Source organism: Actinomadura sp. NEAU-AAG7 (genome assembly GCF_018603865.1).
Lineage (GTDB): Bacteria > Actinomycetota > Actinomycetes > Streptosporangiales > Streptosporangiaceae > Spirillospora > Spirillospora litoris.
This window is the reverse complement of record NZ_JAHFZY010000004.1, coordinates 785,837-805,732: the sequence shown is the minus strand read 5'-3', so window position 1 is coordinate 805,732 and position 19,896 is coordinate 785,837. Positions and strand designations below refer to the sequence as shown.

Below are 19,896 nucleotides of genomic sequence, written 5' to 3'. Positions count from 1 at the left end.
CCCGAATCGCAACCGATGGCCATCGGTGGGTCAGGGAGTGAGGTGGGGTGGGTGGCCGAAGGTCGCGGGTAGGGCTGGGTCGTGGAATTTGATCACGTGGGTGATGCCGGTGGGGGTGGGGGTCAGCACCACGGCGCCGTCGGCTCGGAGTGTGCCGTCGGGGGCGCGGTGGTACACGGCGGCGGCGGGGTGGCCGTTGGCCGCGGTGGCGATCATCCGCCAGTCGCCCGGTGCGCCCAGCACGTAGGTGTCGAGCGTGTGGACGCACGTCGCCCGGCCCGACTGCCATTCGCGGAAGGGCGTCGCCTCCAGCGTCGCGTCCGCGCGCAGTACCTGTTCCAGGAGGCGGGCGTCGGAGTGTTCGAAGGCGGCGATGTAGCCGTCGAGCAGTGCGCGGGCGCGGGGGTCGGTCGGTTCGAGTAGGGCTTCCGGCTCGGGTTCCAGTTCGTCCAGCCGGGCGCGGGCGCGCTGGAGGCCGCTCTTGACCGCCGCCGTCGTGGTGTCGAGGATCTCCGCGGTCTCGGCCGCCGAGAACGCCAGCACCTCGCGCAGGATGAGGATCGCGCGCTGGCGGGCGGGCAGGTGCTGGAGGCCGGCGATGAGCGCCAGGCGCACCGACTCGCGTTCGACCGCCACCGCGGCGGGATCGTCGGTGGCGATCCACGCGTCCGGCAGTGGTTCCAGCCACGAGACCTCGCCGGGCGGGACGGGGGTGGGCGGGCGGTCGGACGGGCCCGCCAGGCCCGAGGGCAGCACGCGGATCGGGCGCGGCTTCAACGCCGTCAGGCAGACGTTGGTGGCGATCCTGTAGAGCCAGGACCGCGTCGACGCGCGGCCCTCGAACCCGGAGTAGGACCGCCAGGCCCGCAGGTAGCACTCCTGGACGAGGTCCTCGGCGTCGTGCGCCGAGCCGACCATGCGGTAGCAGTGCGCCAGCAGCTCCTGGCGGAACCGCTCGGTCTCGGCGATGAACCGGTCGCGATCCGGTGTCACGCCGCGAGCCTAGTACGGTGCGGCATCGGCATCGGCATCATTCAGGGCAGCAGGGCCAGTTTGCCGACGGTGGCCCTGGCCTCCAGTTCCGTCAGCGCCTTGGGCCCGTCGGCCAGTTCGTGGACGGTGGGCGTGACGGGGGCGAGCACGCCCGCCGCGATCAGCGCGGACAGCTCGCCCATCACCTCGCCGAAGATCCGCGGCGCGGCCTGGACCAGCACGCCGATGTTGAGGCCGATGACGTGGACCTGGTGCTTGTACACCAGGTCCCAGTTGGTGATCGGGGCCTCGCCGCCCGCCAGACCGTAGACGATGACGCGTCCGGTGACCCGCTTGGCGGCGGCCAGGCCGGCGGCGAAGGTGGCGCCACCGGCCGACTCCAGGACCACATCGACGCCGGAGCCGCCGGTCAGCTCGGCCACCTCGGCGGCGAGGTCGCCGCCGAGGGAGTCCAGGACGTGGTCGGCGCCGAGTGCCAGCACCGTTTCGTGCTTGCCCGGCGAGGCGGTGGCGATGACCGTCGCGCCGTAGTGCTTGGCGATCCTCACGGCTGCCTGGCCGGTTCCGCCCGCCGCGGCGTGGATCAGCACGACGTGGCCGGAACCGACGTCGCCCAGGGGCCTGAGCGCGGCCAGCGCGGTGGGCCAGTTCACGACCAGGCCCAGCGCCTGCCGCTCCGTCCAGCCCGAGGGCACGGGGACCGCCGCCGCCGCGGGCAGGGCCATGTACTCGGCGAAGGCGCCGGTTCCGACGCCGACGACGCGGGCCCCCGGCTGCCAGGTCACCGCCTCCCCTACTGCGACGATCTCTCCAGCGGCCTCGAAACCCGCCACGTACGGGGGCCGCGGGCCGTCCAGGAACGTGCCGCGGGCCCTGGAGACGTCGGCGAAGTTGACCCCGGCGGCGGTGACGCGGATCAGGACCTCGTCCGGGCCGGGGACGGGCACCGGCGCGTCGGTGACCAGGCGCATGTCCCGCGGGCCGTCGAGGGTCGTCTGCTGGAGCGCGCGCATGGTCGCGGGAACGGTCATCGAAGATCGGCCTTCCGTCTCGGTGTACGGGAGGGGCCGACCGGCCGCGCCTCCCATCATGTAGACCTCGGCCGGGCCGAAAAGGAATCGGCCGCTCCTCCCCCGGAATGCCCCGGTCGGGAGGGCTGTTGCGCGAGTATGTCGATCTTGATTACGACGCCGAACGGCGGCGTGGGGCGGTACCTGACCGAGGCGCTGCGCGAGCGGGAGGACGTGCGCTTCCTCGTTCGGTCCGCCGCGAGCGCGGAGGCGCTCGGCGCGGTTCGCGGGGAGGTCGTGCGCGGCGACGCCGCCGACGCGGCCGACGTCCGCCGCGCGGTCGCCGGGGTGGAGCGGCTCTACCTCGCGCATCCCTTCGCCGAGGACCAGGTGCCCATCGAGATCGGGCTCGGCCTGGCCGCCCTTGAGGCGGGGGCGCGGCGGATCGTCAAGCTCGGCGCCCTGGCGTTCTCCGGCGCCGCGCTCCCCGACGCCGTCACCGGCGCCCATGACGTGGTCACCGAACGGCTGCGCGCCGAAGGCGTCCCGGAGCTGACCGTCCTGCGGCCCGACCGGTTCCTGCAGAACTTCCTGCCGCTGGCGGCCTCGATCGCGCGGGGCACCCTGCCCGATCCGGTGTCCAGGGGCGCGCGCGGCTATATCGACACGCGGGACATCGCGGACGTCGCGCTCGCCGAACTGCTGGCCGAGCACCCGGTCGGCGGCGAGATCGACCTCAGCGGTCCGCAGGCGCTGACCGTGCCCGAGCTGGCCGGGCGCTTCGGTGCCGTGCTCGGGAGACCGGTCCGCCACGTCGATGTGCCGATGGACGAGTCCTGGCGCGCCGACCTGGCCGAACGCGGTGTCCATCCGCAGGTCGTGGACGGTCTGCACGACCTGTACACCAACTACCTCAACGAGGGCGCGGCCGGGCTCGGCGACGGCGTCCAGCGAATGCTCGGCCGCCCTCCGCGCTCGGTCGAGGACTTCGCCGCCGAACAACTGGCCCCGGCCGTCCGGCGGCATCTCCCCTGAGTCGGGTTCCGCTTCGCGGGGGTCAGTCCGGGGGCGGGGTGATGAGCAGGCGGATGCCGTCGATCAGTGCCCGCGCCTTCCAGTCCGGCCAGTCGGCGATCCGGTCCGCGAGGTGCCGGGTCAGCGCCTCGCGGAGCTTGCCGACCGCGGCCTCGCCCGCGGGCGTCAGCGAGAGCAGGGTGGCGCGGCCGTCGCGGGGGTCGGGGCCGCGTTCGAGCAGGCCCGCGGCTTCGAGCCGGTCGGCGTAGCGGCTCGCGCCGGACCGGTCGATGCCGACCTCGTCGGCCAGCCGCGCCGCCGACCGCGGTCCGAGCCGCGCCAGACCGCTCAGCACCGAGTAGGTCTGCCGATCGACGCCCTCCGGCGCCGACTCCAGGATCGCGTCGTAGATCGCGCTCCGGTTGCGCCGCAGGAGCAGTTGCACCAGGGCCTGCTCCAGGTCACGTGCCAGTTCCGCATCCGCCATCCGACCAGGATACGTGCAATTCGCACGCAACGGGCGTACAGTGAAACGCGTGCAATTCACACGCGGTTGCTGGGAGGTCTCATGGGCGCCGGCGCGGAAGAGGTTCTCGGCGGGGGGCGTCGCGGTGCGCTGATCGGGCCGGTGCTGGTGCTGGCCACGCTGGTCGCCAGCGTCATCAGCTCGTTCGGCGCCCCGCTCATCCCCACCGTCGCGCGCGATTTCCACGTGTCGCTGAGTTCGGCGCAGTGGTCGCTGACCGTGGCGCTGCTCGTCGGGGCGGTGAGCTCGCCGGTCCTCGGACGGCTCGGCGACGGCCCGCGGCGGCGGGCGACGCTGCTCGGCGGCCTGGCCGCGGTCACGGCGGGCGGCGTCGTGGCCGCGCTGGCGGACGGCCTGGGGACGCTGGTCGTCGGCCGCGGGCTCCAGGGCGTCGGGCTCGGGCTGGTGCCGCTGGCGATGGCCACCGCCCGGGAGGAGCTGCCGCGGGACAGGGTGGCGCCGATGATCGCGCTGTTGTCGGTGTCGGCGGGGGCCGGTCTCGGCGCCGGCTACCCGATCAGCGGGTTGATCGTCGAGGCGTGGGGCCTGGCGGGCGCGTACTGGTTCGGGGCGGTCGTGTCCGGGTTCGCGCTGGTCTGTGTCGCGGCGGTCGTCCCGTCGAGTGCGGGACGCGGCGTCGCCGCCCGGTTCGACTGGCCCGGAACCCTGCTGCTCGCGCTGGCGATCGTCACCACGCTGGTGGCGGTGGCGGAGGGGACGGAGTGGCGGTGGGGCTCGCCGACGGTCATCGGCCTGCTGGCCGCCGGGGCGGCGCTGTTCGCGGTCTGGGCGGTTCAGCAGTCGCGCGCCGGGAACCCGCTCGTCCAGCTGCGCCTGCTGCGCCATCCGTCCGTGTTCGCCGCCGACGCCTGCGCCATGGTGCTCGGTGTCGCGATGTACATGGCGCTTTCGGGGGTGACGGAGTTCGTCCAGTCCCCGCGCTCGGGCGGCTTCGGATTCTCCGCGTCGGCCGTCGTGGCCGGTCTCGTCCTCATCCCCCTGTCCTTCCTCATGCTGGGCAGCTCCCGCTTCCTGCCCGCCCTGGTGTCGCTCATGGGGGCCCGCGCGGTGCTCGCGCTCGGCTGCCTGGTGTCCGCGCTGGGCTGCGGATTCTTCGCCGTCGTCCACGGCGCCCTGTGGCAGGCGTTCGTCATGACGGGTGTCCTCGGAGTGGGGCTGGGCACCACCTTCGCCGCGATTCCGGGCCTGATCGTGGAGGCGGTCCCCGCGCGGGAGACGGGCAGCGCCATGGGCTTCTACCAGGTGGTCCGCTTCACCGGGTTCTCCCTGGGCAGCGCGCTCACCGCCACCGTCCTGGCCGCGCACGCCGGCGGCGACGGGCAGCCGGCGGTGGGCGGCTTCGCCATGGTGCTGTGGATCGCCGCCGGCATCTGCGTCGCCGCCGCCGCGCTCGCCTGGTTCCCGCGCGCCCGCGCGGAGCGCCCGCCCGCCGGCGGGATCCGGCTACCGGAGCAGACCGGCGACGACCTCACGTCCGATGGCCTGCGCCCCTGACCGTCACGGGGACTCCTGGGGTTGTTCGAGGCGGTCGGCCAGGGCGTCGAGGAGGTGGCGGGCCAGCGCGTCGGGGGTGGGGTGGTCGAAGACCACGACCGAGGGCAGCTCCAGGCCGGTGGCGGCGCAGAGCTGGTTGCGCAGCTCCAGGCCGGTGAACGAGCTGAAGCCGAGTTCGAGGAACGTCGTGGCCGGGTCCACCTCCCCGGCGGTGTGGTGGCCGAGGATCGCCGCCGCGTGGTCGGTGACCAGGCGCAGGAGCTCGGCCTCCCGCTTGTCTCCCGGGAGTTCGGCCAGGCGGGCGCGCAGTTCTCCGGTGTCGCGGGGGGTGCTCGCGGCGCGCGCCGCGTCCAGGACGCGTCCGGCCTCCGGGACGGCGGACAGCAGCCCGGCGCCCCGGCCGCCCCGGCGGGAGGCGAACGCCGGCCAGTCCACGTCGGCGATCGCGGGGAACGGGTCGTCGGCGTCGAGGACCTGGCGGAGCAGGGTCGCGGCGGCCTGCGCCTCCATGGGACGCAGGCCGGGCGCGGCGTCCTCGCCCTCCAGCGGCCCCCAGGCGATGGCGGCGGCGGGCAGGCCGCGCGAGCGCCGGTGGTGGACGACGGTCTCGGCGAGCGCCTCGACCGGCGCCCGCCACGCGGGACGCGCGTCGCCCATCGCCGCGCCGAACTCCCCGAACAGCAGGAACACGTGGAGATCGCGGTCGCGGGTCAGCTCGTCCAGGTTGCGGACGGCCGCGATGTCGTGCGGGGCGGTGTCGCCCGCGGCCGGGTCGTGGACGGTGTGGACGGTGTGGACGACACCGGTCAGGCGTCCCTCGGCGGCGAGCGTGGCGAGCAGCGCCGCGAGGGCGTCGCGGTCGGCGGGGTCGCAGTCGGTGACGTGGACGTCCGTCCCGAGCGCGGTGAGTTCGGCCTCCAGGACGGCGGCGCCGCCGCTCTCGGCGCCGGGCGTGCAGGCCAGGACGAGGCGTTCGGCGCCGTCGTCGGCCAGGCAGCGGGCGGCGTGCGCGATCGCCCGGGTGAGCGGGCCAGTGAGCAGGACGGTGCCGTGCGCGCGGCGCGGCCGCTCGGGGGCCGCCGCCGTGGGCGTGGCCCTGACCAGTCGGCGGGCGTAGGTGCCGTTCGCGCGGACGGCCAGGCGGTCCTCCCCGTCCGAGGCGAGGGCGCGGAGCAGGCGTCCGGCGAGGGCGTCGTCGAGCCTGCCGGGCAGGTCGATGACCTTGGCGTTCGGGGGCGGGAAACCGCCGGTGGCCTGCTCCTGCGAGGTTCCGTCTCCGGCTTCGTCCACGGTGACCGCGCCGCGCGTCACCCACCACAGCGGCGCGTCGATGTCCGCCCCGGCCAGGGCGGCGGGGAGCGGGTCCCCGGGCGCCGGGACGACGAGAACGCCCGACAGGTCCCGGCCGTCCAGGGCCGCGAGGAGGTCGTCCTTGTCCGCTTCGGGGTGGACGGAGATGGTGGTGGCGCCGCGTTCCGTCAGGGCGGCGGCCACTCCTAGGGGGTCGTCGGCGGCGGCCAGGACCAGCCATGTGCCCGGCCGGGTCGGTGCCGCGGTCTCCGGGAGCGGACTCCAGGTGACGCGGTAGCGCCAGGTCCGCCGGCGGTGCCAGGCCGACAGCACCGGCAGCAGCGTGGTCAGCGAGCGCCGCTGGTCGCCGTTGACCTGGAGGATCCGGGACAGGACGTCGAGGTCGCCGCCCTCGACCGCCGTCCAGAACGCGCCGTCGGACGAGGCGCCCCCGGCGGTGTCGGCGGAGGCGTCGAGCCAGTAGCGGCGGTGCTGGAACGCGTAAGTGGGCAGGTCGGTGGGGGTTCCGCCCTGATCGCTGAGCAGGCCCCGCCAGTCGACGCTCGCACCCGAGACCCACGCATGGGCGAGCGCGGTGAGGAACGTCGTGGCGTCGGGGCGGTCGCCGCGCAGCGCGGGGACGAGGACGCGCGGCTCGGCGGCCAGGCACTCGCGCGCCATCGCGGTGAGCACGCCGTCCGGGCCGAGTTCGACGAACGCGGTGACGCCCGCCGCCTCCAGCGCGCGGACGCCGTCGAGGAAGCGCACGGGTTCGCGGATGTGCGAGGCCCAGTAGCCGGGGGAGGCGAGCTGCTCCGCCGTCGCGGGCCCGCCGGTCAGGTTGGAGATCAGCGGGATCGTCGGCGGGTGGAAGGCCAGGCCCTCGGCGACCCGGCGGAACTCCTCCAGCACGTCGTCCATGTGCGGGGAGTGGAAGGCGTGGCTGACGCGCAGCCGCTTGGTCTTGTGGCCCGCCGCGCGCCAGTGCGCGGACACCTCCGCGACCGCGTCGGCGTCGCCCGACACCACGACGGACGTCGGGCCGTTGACGGCGGCGATCGCGACGCGTCCGGCGTGGCGGGTCAGGGATTGCAGTACCTGCGACTCTCCGGCCTGGATCGCGGTCATCGCGCCGCCGGACCGCGCCGCCTGCATGAGCCGTCCCCGGGCCGCGACCAGCGCGCAGGCGTCGTCGAGGCTCAGCACGCCCGCGACGTGCGCGGCGGTCAGTTCGCCGATCGAGTGGCCGATCACGTGGTCGGGCGTGAGGCCGTGGTGCTCGAACAGCCGGAACAGCGCGGTCTCCACGGCGAACAGGGCGCACTGGGTGTAGCGGGTCTGGTCGAGCAGCGCCGCCTCCGCCGTCCTCGGCTCCGCGAAGATCACCGCGCGGAGGGGGCGGTCGAGGTGCGGGTCGAGGTGCGCGCACGCCTCGTCCAGCGCCCGCGCGAACACCGGGAACGCGGCGGCGAGGTCGCGGCCCATGCCGAGGCGCTGGCTGCCCTGGCCGGTGAACAGGAACGCGGTCTTACCGCTCGGGTCGGCCCGTCCGCGCAGGACGTGGAACGCGGGACGGTCCTCCGCCAGCGCCGCGAGGCCCTTGTCGAGGGCGTCGCGGTCGCCCGCGACGATGACGGCGCGCTCGTCGAAGGCGGTGCGGCGCGCCAGCGAGAAGCCGACGTCCACGGGGCGGAGGGGCGCCTGCGACCGCAGGTACTCCCGCAACCGGCTCGCCTGGCCTTGGAGGGCGGGGGCGCCGCGTCCGGAGAGGACCACGGGGGTGGCCGGGGGCTCGTTCCGCTCCGGTTCCGTCGAGGTCGCGGAGGGGGGTTCCTCCAGGATGACGTGGGCGTTGGTGCCACTGATCCCGAACGAGGACACCCCGGCGCGGCGGGGGCGCCCGTTCCTGCCCCAGGGCCGCGGTTCCGCCAGCAGCGCGACGTCGCCGGACGTCCAGTCGACGTGCGGGGACGGCTCGTCCACGTGCAGCGTCCGCGGCATGACCTCGTGCCGCATGGCAGCGATCATCTTGATCATGCCCGCGACCCCGGCGGCGGCCTGGGTGTGGCCGATGTTCGACTTCACCGACCCCAGCCAGAGAGGGCGGCCCTCGGGGCGGTCCTGGCCGTAGGTCGCGAGCAGCGCCTGCGCCTCGATCGGGTCGCCGAGCGTGGTGCCGGTGCCGTGGCCTTCGACCACGTCCACGTCGGAGGGTTCCAGCCGGGCGTCGCTCAGCGCGGCCCGGACGACCCGCTCCTGCGCCGGTCCGTTCGGCGCGGTGAGGCCGTTGGACGCGCCGTCCTGGTTGACCGCCGAACCCCGGATCACACCGAGGATGGTGCGGTTGTTGCGCCGCGCGTCCGACAGGCGCTCCAGCAGCAGGACGCCCGCGCCCTCGCCGAAGCCCGTGCCGTCGGCCGCGCCCGCGAACGCCTTGCACCGGCCGTCGGCGGACAGGCCGCGCTGGCGGGCGAACTCCACGAACAGGCCCGGCGAGGCCAGCACCGTGACGCCCCCCGCGAGCGCCAGCCCGCACTCGCCGCGGCGCAGCGCCTGGACCGCCAGGTGCACCGCGACCAGCGACGACGAGCAGGCCGTGTCGATGGTCACCGCCGGGCCCTCGAACCCGAACGTGTAGGCGATCCGGCCGGACGCGACGCTCGGCGCGCTGCCGTTGCCGACGAAACCCTCGTACTCCTGCGGGACGCGGCCGAGCCGCGCGGCGTAGTCGCTGTACATCACGCCCGCGAACACGCCGGTGTCGCTCGCGCGGAGCGTCGCCGGGTCGATGCCCGCCCGCTCGACCGCCTCCCACGTGGTCTCCAGCAGCAGCCGGTGCTGCGGGTCCATCGCGGTCGCCTCGCGCGGGCCGAGCCCGAAGAACGCCGGGTCGAAGCCGTCCGCGTCGTAGAGGAACGCGCCGCGCCGCGTGTAGAAGGTGCCGGGGCGGTCCGGGTCGGGGTCGTAGAGCGCGTCGACGTCCCAGCCCCGGTCGGCGGGGAACCCGGCGACGGCGTCGCCGCCGGTGTCCACCAGCCGCCACAGCTCCTCGGGGCTCCGCACGCCGCCCGGGAAACGGCAGCCGATCCCGACGACCGCGACCGGCTCCCGCGCCGCGTCCTGTACCTCGGCGAGCCGCCGCCGGGTCCGCTGCAGGTCCGCGGTCACCCACTTGAGGTAGTCGACGAGCTTTTCCTCGTTGTTCTTGGCGTCGCTGGTCATCGGTCCTCGCTCCGGCGTCCGTCGGCTGGCTCGGTACAGGTCAGTGGTGGTCGGTGAGGTTGCGGCCGAGTTCGGTGTCGATGAAGTCGAAGATCTCGGCGGTCGACGCGTCGCGGATGCGCTCCTCCTCCGCCGGGGCCTCCTCGGCCGGTCCGGTCCCCCAGCGGCGCAGCATCGCCTCAAGCCGGGCGGTGATCGCCGTCCGGGCCCGCTCGTCGTCCGAGAGGCCCGCGAGCCGCTCCTCAAGGCGGTCGAGGTCCTCGGCGGCGGACGCGGCGCCCGTGTCGTCCGGCGCCAGCTCGTCGTGGATGTGCCGGGCGAGCGCGGCCGGCGTGGGCCGGTCGAAGATCAGCGTCGCGGGCAGCCGCAGACCGGTCGCGGCGTTGAGGCGGTTGCGCAGCTCCACGGCCGTGAGCGAGTCGAAGCCGAGCTCCTTGAACGCCTGGTCGGCCTCGACCGCGCCGGTCGTGTGCCCGAGCACGGCCGCCGCCGTGGAGCGCACGGTCTCCAGGACGAGCGCGTGCCGCCCGCCCTCGTCCAGCCCGGCGAGCCGCCGCGCCAGCGACTCGCCGGGAGCCGCGTCCCCGCCGCGGGCGGCCGCCGGCACGAGCCCCTCGAACAGGGGCGACAGCACGCCCCGCCCGGCCTGCTCCCGGAGCGCGGGGAGGTTGAGCCGCGCCGCGACCACGACGGGCTCGCGGGTGCGGAGCGCCGCGTCGAACAGGCCGAGGCCGTCCTCGGGCGTGAGCGGGACGACGCCGTGCCGGCTCAGCCTGCGGTGGTGCTCGCCGGTGAGGTGGTCGGTCATCGTCGTGACCGGCGTCCACAGGCCCCAGGCGATCGACACCGTACGGGCGCCGCCCGGGAGGGGGTGGCGCGCGAGGGCGTCGAGGTAGGTGTTCGCCGCCGCGTAGTTGCCCTGGCCCGGGTTCCCGGCGATGCCCGCGAAGGAGGAGAACAGCACCAGCGTCCTGATCGGGTGGACGTCGGCGAGGCGCCGCAGGTTCCCGGCCGCCGCCGCCTTGCCGCGCCATGTCGCGCGCATGTCACCGCTGGTGAGGGCGTGGATCGGCGCGTCCTGGGTGATGCCCGCGGTGTGGATGACGGCGGTGATCGTGTGGGCGGCCGTCACCTTGTCGAGCGCGTCGGCGTCGGCTGCGTCGCACGCCTCCACGGCGACCTCGGCGCCGAGCCCGGCCAGCTCGGCTCGCAGTTCGGCCGCGCCGGGGGCGTCCTGGCCGGTGCGGCTGACCAGCAGCAGGCGCCGCGCGCCGTGGCCGGTGACGAGGTGGCGCGCCGTGAGCATGCCCAGCGTGCCCGTCCCACCGGTGATGAGGACCGTCCCGTCCGGGTCGAACCAGTCGCCGCCGTCGGCCGGTGCCGCCTGGACGAGGCGCGGCGCGAACAGCTCGCCGCCGCGGATCGCGACCTGCGGCCCGCCGGTCGCGAGCGCCGTCGCGAGCGTGCCGGGCTCCAGCCGGTCGGCGTCCAGCGCCATGAAGCGCCCGGGGTGCTCGTTGCCCGCCGTGTGGACCAGGCCCCAGAGGGGGGCCGCGGTGAGGTCGGGGGCGTCGGTGTCGATGGCGTTGTGGGTGATGACCACCAGGCGCGCATCGGCGAAACGGTCGTCGGCCAGCCACCGCTGGATCAGCGTCAGCGTCTTCTCGGCCGCCGACAGGGCCTCGTCCCTTTCGTCCCGTCGGTCTACCAGGACGAAGTCGGGGACGCCCGCGTCGGCGATCGCGTCCAGGTCCGGGAAGGCCGGGACGCCCAGGTCGCCGCCGCCGAGGGCCGCCATGCTCGACCCGGCGGGCGCGGGTGCCGTGAGCCGGTGCCAGCGGACCGCGTACGGCTGCCGCCGCGCCGACCCCAGCGCCGCCAACTGCGCCCGCGGGATCGGACGGGTGTGCACCGCGCCGATCGTGACCACCGGGCCTTCGTCATCGCTGATGGTCAGCGGGGTGCCGTCGCCGTCCGCCGGCCGGAGGCGCACTCGCGCGCCCGTAACGGCGGAACGGTGCGCGACGACGCCGGAGAAGGCGAACGGCAACCGCACCTCGTCGCCGGACGTCCCGCGCAGCGCGAGCGCGTGCAGCGCCGCGTCGAGGAGCGCCGGATGCTGGACGAAGCCCCGGGTGTCGGCGCCGGACGGCAACTCGATCCCGGCGTAGAGGGTGTCGCCGTCCTGCCGCGCGGACTTCAGGCCCTGGAAAAGGGGGCCGTATTCGTAGCCCTGGTCGGCGAGGCGCTCATACATCCCGTCGATGTCGATGGGCTTCGCGGTTTCTGGGATCTGCCCGTCGTAGGTGTCTGGGGGTGCGGCGGTGTCGTTGCCGACCACGCCAGTGGCGTGTCGCGTCCATACGTCGTCGGCGCGGGAGCGGATGGTGATGGCGCGTTGCCCGTCCTCGTCCGGGCCCAGGACGACCTGGAGGTGCGTGAGGCTTTCGTCCAGCGGGAGGGGCGCGTGGAGGGTGAGTTCGTGGACGGCGGGGTGCGTGTGGAGCGCGAGGTCCAGGAACGCGGTCCCGGCGAGAAGGGCGGTGCCGCCGATCGTGTGATCGGTGAGCCAGGGGTGGGTGGTGGTGGAAACGGCCCCGGTGTAGACGGTCGTCCCGTCGGGGAGTTCGTTGGCGGTGGCGAGGAGCGGGTGGTCGGCGGTCTGGAGGCCGAGGTGCGGGGCGTCCGTTGTGGACGGCGCCGCCGCCAGCCAGAACGACTGGTGCTGGAAGGGGTAGGTGGGGAGGTCGGCTGGCGCTGCGTCCTTGGGGAGGAAGGGCGTCCAGTCGATGGGCGTTCCGTGGACGTGGAGGTGCGCGGCCGAGGCGAGGAATCGGTCGAGTCCGCCTTCGTCCCGCCTCAGCGTTCCGGTGACGACGGTTTCGCCGTTGACGTCGGTGTCGCTGATGGGTGTGGCGAGGACGGGGTGGGCGCTGGCCTCGACGAATGTGCTGTGTCCGTGGTTGAGGAGTTGTTGGATGGCGGGTTGGAATTGGACGGGGTTGCGGAGGTTGTTGTACCAGTACTGGCCGTCAAGTTGTTCGGTGTCGAGGCGTGTTCCGGTGAGGGTGGAGTAGAAGGGGATGCGGGGTGGCTGGGGGGTGATGTCGGCCAGGTCGGTGAGGATCTGGTCGCGGATGTGTTCGGTGTGGGCGCAGTGTGAGGCGTAGTCCACGGGGAGGACACGCGCCTTGATTCCCTCGGCCTCGCAGCCTTTGACGATCGCGCTTATCGCGTCCGGGTCGCCGGAGATGACGGTGGCCGAGGGGCCGTTGAATGCCGCGATCTCCACACCCTCATGGGCGGCGATACGGTTCTGTGCTTCCTCGTGCGGAAGCGGCAAGGACGCCATCGCGCCGGTGCCGGAGAGGGCGGTGAGTGCCTGGCTGCGTAGTGCGACGACTTTGGCCGAGTCGTGGAGGGTGAGTGCTCCGGCGATGTGGGCGGCGGCGATCTCGCCTTGGGAGTGCCCGATGACCGCGTCCGGGGTCACACCGGCCGACTTCCACAGCTCGGCCAGGGACACCATGACGGCCCACAGCGTGGGTTGCAGCACGTCCACCCGCTCGAACCCGGTCCCCTCACGCAGAACTTCTTCGAGCGACCAGTCGATGAAGGGGTTCAAGGCATCGGCGCAGCGCTTGATGGATTCGGCGAAGACCGGCGACTCGTCCAGGAGGGTGGCGGCCATTCCCTGCCATTGCCAGCCCTGCCCGGGGAACACCAGCACCGTTTTGCCGGGGGTACCGGCGCGGCCCTGGACCAGGTTGGGTGCTTCGGCGCCGATGGCCAGGGCCCGCAGGGCTTCCTGGAACTGGTCAGGGGTCTCGGCGACGATGACAGCGCGGTGATCGAGAGTCGCACGGGTCGTCGCCAGGGCGGTCGCCATGGCCGCCACGTCATCGGTCACGCTCGTGAGCCGGTCGGCCTGGGCGCGCAGGGCGGGTTCGGTCTTGGCTGAAACCAGCCATGGCACCGGGCCGGAGATTTCCGCCGGCTTTGTTGCGGGTTCTTCTGGGGCTTGTTCGAGGATGATGTGGGCGTTGGTGCCGCTGATCCCGAACGAGGACACGGCCGCGCGGCGCGGTTGATCCTTCTCCCACGGCTGCGACTCGGTGAGCAGTGACACCGCACCGGCGGACCAGTCGACGTGCGGGGATGGTTCGTCCACGTGCAAGGTCTGGGGAAGGACACCCGCACGCATCGCGCCGACCATTTTGATGACGCCTGCGACTCCGGCGGCGGCCTGGGTGTGCCCGATGTTGGACTTCACCGACCCCAACCACAACGGACAATCCGCCGAACGCCCCCGCCCATAGGTCGCCAACAACGCCTGCGCCTCAATCGGGTCACCCAACGCCGTACCCGTCCCATGCGCCTCCACCACGTCCACATCACCGCCGGCCAAACCCGCATTGGCCAGAGCCTGCGTGATCACGCGCTCCTGCGAGGGGCCGTTGGGCGCGGTCAGGCCGTTCGACGCACCGTCCTGATTGACCGCCGAACCACGCACCACCGCCAACACCCGATGCCCGTTGCGTCGGGCGTCCGAAAGACGTTCCAAGAGCAACAGCCCCACGCCCTCGCCCCAGCCGGTGCCATCAGCGGCAGCGGCGAACGCCTTGCAGCGGCCATCCACCGACAAGGCCCGCTGCCGCGAGAACTCCACGAAATGGGTCGGGCCCGCGATGATCGTGGCGCCGCCCGCCAGGGCCATCGTGCATTCGCCGTTCCGCAGCGACTGGACCGCCAGATGCATGGCGACCAAAGAGGAGGAGCAGGCCGTGTCCACCGTGATCGCCGGGCCCTCCAACCCGAACGAATAGGCGATCCGGCCGGACGCGACGCTCGTCGTGTTGCCGACGGCCATGTGCCCTTCGAGTCCCTCGGGGACGGCACCGGCGCGCGCGGCGTAGTCGCCCGCCGTGACTCCGGCGAAGACCCCCGTGCTGGAGCCGCGCAGCGCGTTCGGGTCGATGCCGGACCGCTCGAACACCTCCCAGGCCGTCTCCAGCAGCAGCCGCTGCTGCGGGTCCATCGCGGTGGCCTCACGCGGCGATATCCCGAAGAACGCCGCGTCGAACCCGTCCGCGTCATGCAGGAACGAACCGCGCCGCGCATAAGAGGTGCCGACGTGGTCGGGGTCCGGGTCGTACAGCGCCTCGACGTCCCAGCCACGGTTCATCGGGAAATCGGATACGGCGTCGCGCCCTTCGGCCACCATTCGCCACAGTTCTTCGGGTGACGAGGCACCACCGGGATACCGGCACGCCATTCCGACGATCGCCACCGGCTCGTCCATCACAGCAGCGGCGACGACCGCTTCCGAGGACGAGGAGGCACCCGACAGTTCACCCACCAGGTAGGCCGCGACCGCCTCGGGCGTCGGATGGTCGAACACCAGCGACGCGGGCAGCCGCAGGCCCGTCACCGCGCTCAGCCGGTTCCGCAGTTGCAGCGCGGTGAGCGAGGTGAAGCCGAGGTCCTTGAAGGCCCGGTCGGTCGCGGGCGTGTCGGACGCGGCGAAGCCGAGGGCCCGGCCGACCTCGGCGCGGACGAGGTTCAGCACTTCCCGGTCGCGTTCGCGCGGCGGCAGGTCGGCGAGCGGGAGGTCGCGACCGGACGCGGCGGCCCGGCGCCTGGGCGCCGGGACGAGCCCGCCGAGAACGCTGGGCAGCATCCCTGACTCGGCCTGGGCCCGCAGCGCCTTCGGGTTGAGGCGGGCGGCGGCGATGACCGCGTGATCGGGGACGGCGAGGGCCGCGTCGAGCAGGGCGAGGCCCTGGTCGGGGGTGAGGGGCGCGACGCCGGTGCGGCGGATGCGGGCGAGTTCGGCTTGGTCGAGCGATCCGGCCATGCCGCTTTCCCAGAGTCCCCAGGCGATGCTCGTCCCCGGCAGCCCCTCCGCACGGCGACGGCTCGCCAACGCGTCCAAAAACGCATTCGCCGCCGCGTAATTCGCCTGCCCCGCACTCCCCGCCAACCCAGCAAGAGAAGAGAACAACACAAACACCGACACATCCCGCATCAACTCATGCAGATTCCACGCCGCATCCACCTTCGCCCGCAACACCGCATCCAACGCCCCACCCGACAGCGAAGCGATCGTCGCATCCTCCACCACCCCGGCCGCATGAACCACGGCAGTGACCCGCACACCAGACAGGGCCCCAGCCAAAGCATCACGGTCGGCGACATCACACGCCACCACCGACACCTCAGCCCCAAGCCCCACCAACTCATCCCGCAGAGCCCCAGCACCCCCACGACGACTCATCAACATCAGATCGCGGACACCGTGCTCCACCACCAGATGCCGCGCCACCACACCACCCAGCACACCCGTACCACCCGTGATCAGAACCGTCCCATCACCCCACGAACCACCCACGCCCTCAGCGGCGGCGCGAGCGAGGCGCGGGACGAGGAACTCTCCCTCCCGGAGGGCGATCTGGGGTTCCCCGGTGGCCAGCGCGGCACCGATGCGCTCGTCGGTGAGGGCGTCGTCGGCGTCGAGGAGGACGAACTGACCGGGGTTCTCCGTCTGGGCACTGCGGACGAGCCCCCACACGGCCGCCGCCCCCGGGTCGCCGGGCTCGGTGCCGGCGACGGCCATCGCGCCGCGTGTCAGCACGACCAGCCGGGAGTCCTGGGCGTCCGTCCGGGACAGCCAGTCCCGGACGGCCCGCAGCACGTCACGGGCGACGGTGTGGGCGTGGGCGGCCGCGTCGCCGTCCGACGGCGGCACGGCATGGACCACGAACGGCGGCGCGTCCTCCTGGCCGACCGCGTCGCCGACCGGTACCCATTCGACGGGCAGCAGGTCGCCCGCGCGGGACGGCTCGGCGGTCTGGAGGGGTTCGGTGCGCACCGTCCGAGCGGTGGCGACGAGGCCGCCGGACGGGTCGGTCAGCGTGAGCGCGAAGGCGTCGCCGCCCGCCGGGACGAGACGCGCGCTGACCGCCGACGCGTCCGACGCGTGGACCTGGAACCCCTCGATCGCGGTGAGCCGCTGCGGCTCGCGGTCGGAGGCGAGCAACTGAAGCGCCGACTCCAGCAGCACAGGATGGACGCCATATCCCGAGGGATCGATCTCGGAGTCCAGGGCGAGTTCGCCTGAGACCTCCTGCCTGCCGGCGGGAGCCACCGGCCCGGGCCCGGCCGGGCGGATCTGCCCAGCCGCCAGCCGTGTCCACGCGGAGTCGTCGTCGGTCCGGCCGTGGACGGTCACGGAACGGGCGCCGTCCTCCCCTGCCGCGCCCACGCTCACCTGGAGCTGCACGACTCCCTCGGACGGCAGGACGAGGAGCGGGTCGATCGTGAGGGAGTCGACGAGGTCGCCGTCCGCGACGCCGAGGACGATGTCGGCCAGCGCCGCGCCCGGCAGCACCGGCCGTCCCCCGGCGTGATGGTCGGCGAGCCACGGGTGGTCCTGGACGGTGAAGCGGCCGAGGAAGACCGTCCCCTCGCCGTCGGCGAGGGTGAGGGCGGCGGCCAGCAGCGGGTGCGGGGCGCCGTCCAGCCCGGAGGACGCGAGGTCCGCGCCGGGCTCGGGGCGCAGCCAGTAGTGACGGCGCTGGAAGGCGTAGGTCGGCAGGTCGACGTGCGGGGCCGCCGGGTGGAGCGCGCCGGGGTCGACGGCGTCGGTCACCGTCCGGACCTGCGCGAGGGCGGCGGCCGCCGTGAGCGGCTCGGGCCGGTCCTCGCGCAGCGTCGGTACGGCGGTCGGCGCGTCGCCCCGGGCGAACGACGCGCCGACCGGGTCTGAGCCCGCCAGGCATTCGTGGACGAGGGCCGTGAGCGTGTCGTCCGGCCCGACCTCCACATAGGCGGCGGTCCCCTCGCGGTGCAGGGTGCGGACGCCGTCCAGGAACCGGACGGGTGCGCGCAGATGCCCCGCCCAGTAGCCGGGGTCGCGCACCTGCTCGGGGTCGGCGAGGCGGCCGGTCACGTTCGACACGATCGGGACGGCGGGCGCGTGGAAGGCGACGCCGCGCGCGACCTCCAGGAACCGGGCCGCCGCCTCGTCCATGTGCGGGGAGTGGAAGGCGTGGCCGACGCGGAGCCGCTTGGTCTTGCGGCCGAGGGCGGAGATCCGGGCGGCGACCTCGGCAACCGGCTCCGCGTCCCCCGACAGCACGACCGAGGCGGGCCCGTTGATCGCGGCGATCGCCACGGTGTCCTCGTGGCCCGCCAGCAGCGGGGCGACCTCGTCCTCGGCGGCCTGGACGGCGATCATCGCGCCGTCGGTCCGCGCGTCCCGCATGAGCCGTCCGCGGGCGGCGACGAGCGCGGCCGCGTCCTCCAGCGTCCACACCCCGGCGACGTGCGCGGCGGTCAGCTCGCCGATCGAGTGGCCCATGAGCAGGCCGGGACGCAGGCCCCGGTGTTCGAGGAGCCGGAACAGCGCGGTCTCCACGGCGAACAGGGACGCCTGCGTGTAGAGGGTCTGGTCGAGCAGGGCGGCGGCGCCGCTCCCGGGGTCCGCGAACAGGACGTCGCGGAGGGGGCGGTCGAGGTGCGGGTCGAGGTGCGCGCACACCTCGTCCAGCGCGCGGGCGAACACGGGATCGGCCGCGTGGAGTTCGCGTCCCATGCCGGGCCGCTGGCTGCCCTGGCCGGTGAAGAGGTAGGCGACGCGTCCGGGGGTGAGGGTGCCCTCGACCACGCGGGGGGACGGCTCGTCCGACGCGAGGGCGGCCAGCCCCTCCAGCCCGGACGCGAGGTCGTCGGCGAGGACGACGGCGCGGTGCTCGAACGCGGTCCGGGTCGTCGCGAGCGCCGCCGCGACCTCGCCCAGCGGCACGTCACCGGCCCCGGACAGGTGCTCGCGGAGCCGGGCCGCCTGCGCGCGGACCGCGTCCCGCGTGCGGCCGGTGACCAGCAGCGGCACCGGGGCGAGGTCGCCGCCCGCGACGGGGTCGGCGGCCTCGGGAGCCGGGGGCTCCTCCAGGATGACGTGGGCGTTGGTGCCGCTGATCCCGAACGAGGACACCCCGGCGCGGCGCGGGCGCTCCCCCGCGTCCCACGGCCGGGACTCGGCCAGCACCGACACCCCGCCCGACGACCAGTCGACATGCGGGGACGGCTCGTCCACGTGCAGCGTCCGCGGCAGGACGCCGTGCCGCATCGCGCCGACCATCTTGATGATGCCGGCGACCCCGGCGGCGGCCTGGGTGTGGCCGATGTTCGACTTGATCGACCCCAGCCAGAGCGGGCGCCCCTCGGGACGGCCCTGCCCGTAGGTCGCGAGCAGGGCCCGCGCCTCGATCGGGTCGCCGAGCGTCGTGCCGGTGCCGTGGCCCTCGACCACGTCCACGTCGGACGGCTCCAGGTGGGCGTCGGCGAGCGCGCGGAGCACGACCCGCTCCTGCGCCGGTCCGCTGGGCGCGGTGAGGCCGTTGGACGCGCCGTCCTGGTTGACCGCCGAGCCCCGGATCACGCCCAGGATGGTGCGGTCGTTGCGCTGCGCGTCCGACAGGCGCTCCAGCAGCAGGACGCCCGCGCCCTCGCCGAAGCCCGTGCCGTCGGCGCCGCCCGCGAACGCCTTGCAGCGGCCGTCCACCGAAAGGCCGCGCTGCCGGGCGAACTCCACGAACAGGCCCGGCGACGGCAGCACCGTCACCCCGCCCGCGAGCGCCAGCCCGCACTCGCCGCGGCGCAGCGCCTGGACCGCCAGGTGCACGGCTACCAGCGACGACGAGCAGGCCGTGTCGATCGTCACCGCCGGGCCCTCGAACCCGAACGTGTAGGCGATCCGGCCGGAGGCGACGCTGGTCGTGGTGCCCGTCAGCATCTGCCCGCCGTACTCGGCGGGGACGCGCGGCGGCGCGTAGTCCTGCGCGATCGCGCCGACGAACACGCCCGTCCGGCTGCCGCGCAGCCGGGTCGCGTCGACCCCGGCGCGCTCGACGGCCTCCCACGCGACCTCCAGCAGGATCCGCTGCTGCGGGTCCATCGCGGTCGCCTCGCGCGGGCTCAGCCCGAAGAACTCGGCGTCGAAGTCCCCGGCGGGCAGGAACCCGCCCTCGGTGACGTAGGTGGTGCCGGGCGTCTCCGGGTCCGGGTCGTACACACCGGCGAGGTCCCAGCCGCGGTCGCGGGGGAACGGGCCGATCGCGTCGCCCGCCCCGGCGACCAGGCGCCACAGCGCCTCCGGCGAGTCGACCCCGCCGGGATACCGGCAGCCCGCGCCGACGATGGCGATCGGCTGCCGGTCCTTCTCCTCGACCTCGCGCAGCCGCCTGCGGACGGCCCGCAGGTCCGTCGTGGCCCGCTTGAGGTAATCCCGGAGCCTGTCTTCGTTCGCCATGGAAGCGTCCACCT

Annotated in this window: 7 protein-coding genes; 2 read left to right on the top strand and 5 right to left on the bottom strand. The window is 74.1% G+C overall.

The window, feature by feature from the left end:
- Nucleotides 1-30: 30 nt before the first annotated feature.
- Together KLI87_RS22420 and KLI87_RS22415 are read right to left on the bottom strand one after the other, a co-directional pair.
- On the bottom strand, nt 31-993 hold the full coding sequence (locus KLI87_RS22420) for an RNA polymerase subunit sigma-70 (protein ID WP_214618520.1): 963 nt from the start codon (nt 991-993) through the stop codon (nt 31-33).
- Between the two features lie 41 nt (nt 994-1,034).
- The gene (locus tag KLI87_RS22415; RefSeq protein ID WP_214618519.1) at nt 1,035-2,024 is read right to left on the bottom strand and encodes a zinc-binding dehydrogenase; all 990 of its coding nucleotides are present in this window, start codon (nt 2,022-2,024) and stop codon (nt 1,035-1,037) included.
- 147 nt (nt 2,025-2,171) lie between these two features.
- On the opposite strand from KLI87_RS22415, the gene KLI87_RS22410 reads away from it, so the two are divergent.
- On the top strand, nt 2,172-3,038 hold the full coding sequence (locus tag KLI87_RS22410) for an NAD(P)H-binding protein (RefSeq protein WP_214618518.1): 867 nt from the start codon (nt 2,172-2,174) through the stop codon (nt 3,036-3,038).
- A gap of 22 nt (nt 3,039-3,060) precedes the next feature.
- Here KLI87_RS22410 and KLI87_RS22405 read toward each other — a convergent pair whose 3' ends face one another.
- The gene (locus KLI87_RS22405; protein WP_156215831.1) at nt 3,061-3,504 is read right to left on the bottom strand and encodes a MarR family winged helix-turn-helix transcriptional regulator; all 444 of its coding nucleotides are present in this window, start codon (nt 3,502-3,504) and stop codon (nt 3,061-3,063) included.
- Between the two features lie 81 nt (nt 3,505-3,585).
- Here KLI87_RS22405 and KLI87_RS22400 point away from each other — a divergent pair, with 81 nt between their 5' ends.
- Entirely contained in the window at nt 3,586-5,058 is a 1,473-nt protein-coding gene (locus KLI87_RS22400) for an MFS transporter (RefSeq protein WP_214618517.1), read from the top strand.
- A gap of 3 nt (nt 5,059-5,061) precedes the next feature.
- On the opposite strand, the gene KLI87_RS22395 is transcribed toward KLI87_RS22400, so the two are convergent.
- Nucleotides 5,062-9,570: a type I polyketide synthase gene (locus KLI87_RS22395; RefSeq protein WP_214618516.1), complete on the bottom strand. Its 4,509-nt coding sequence runs from the start codon at nt 9,568-9,570 to the stop codon at nt 5,062-5,064.
- Between the two features lie 40 nt (nt 9,571-9,610).
- On the bottom strand, nt 9,611-19,882 hold the full coding sequence (locus KLI87_RS22390) for a type I polyketide synthase (RefSeq protein WP_214618515.1): 10,272 nt from the start codon (nt 19,880-19,882) through the stop codon (nt 9,611-9,613).
- Nucleotides 19,883-19,896: the final 14 nt, after the last annotated feature.

Excerpts from the sequence above, each read along its gene's own strand:
- KLI87_RS22400 (WP_214618517.1), top strand. The coding sequence starts at position 3,586 with ATGGGCGCCGGCGCGGAAGAGGTTCTCGGCGGGGGGCGTCGCGGTGCG.
- KLI87_RS22390 (WP_214618515.1), bottom strand. The coding sequence starts at position 19,882 with ATGGCGAACGAAGACAGGCTCCGGGATTACCTCAAGCGGGCCACGACG.
- KLI87_RS22395 (WP_214618516.1), bottom strand. The coding sequence starts at position 9,570 with ATGACCAGCGACGCCAAGAACAACGAGGAAAAGCTCGTCGACTACCTC.
- KLI87_RS22405 (WP_156215831.1), bottom strand. The coding sequence starts at position 3,504 with ATGGCGGATGCGGAACTGGCACGTGACCTGGAGCAGGCCCTGGTGCAA.
- KLI87_RS22415 (WP_214618519.1), bottom strand. The coding sequence starts at position 2,024 with ATGACCGTTCCCGCGACCATGCGCGCGCTCCAGCAGACGACCCTCGAC.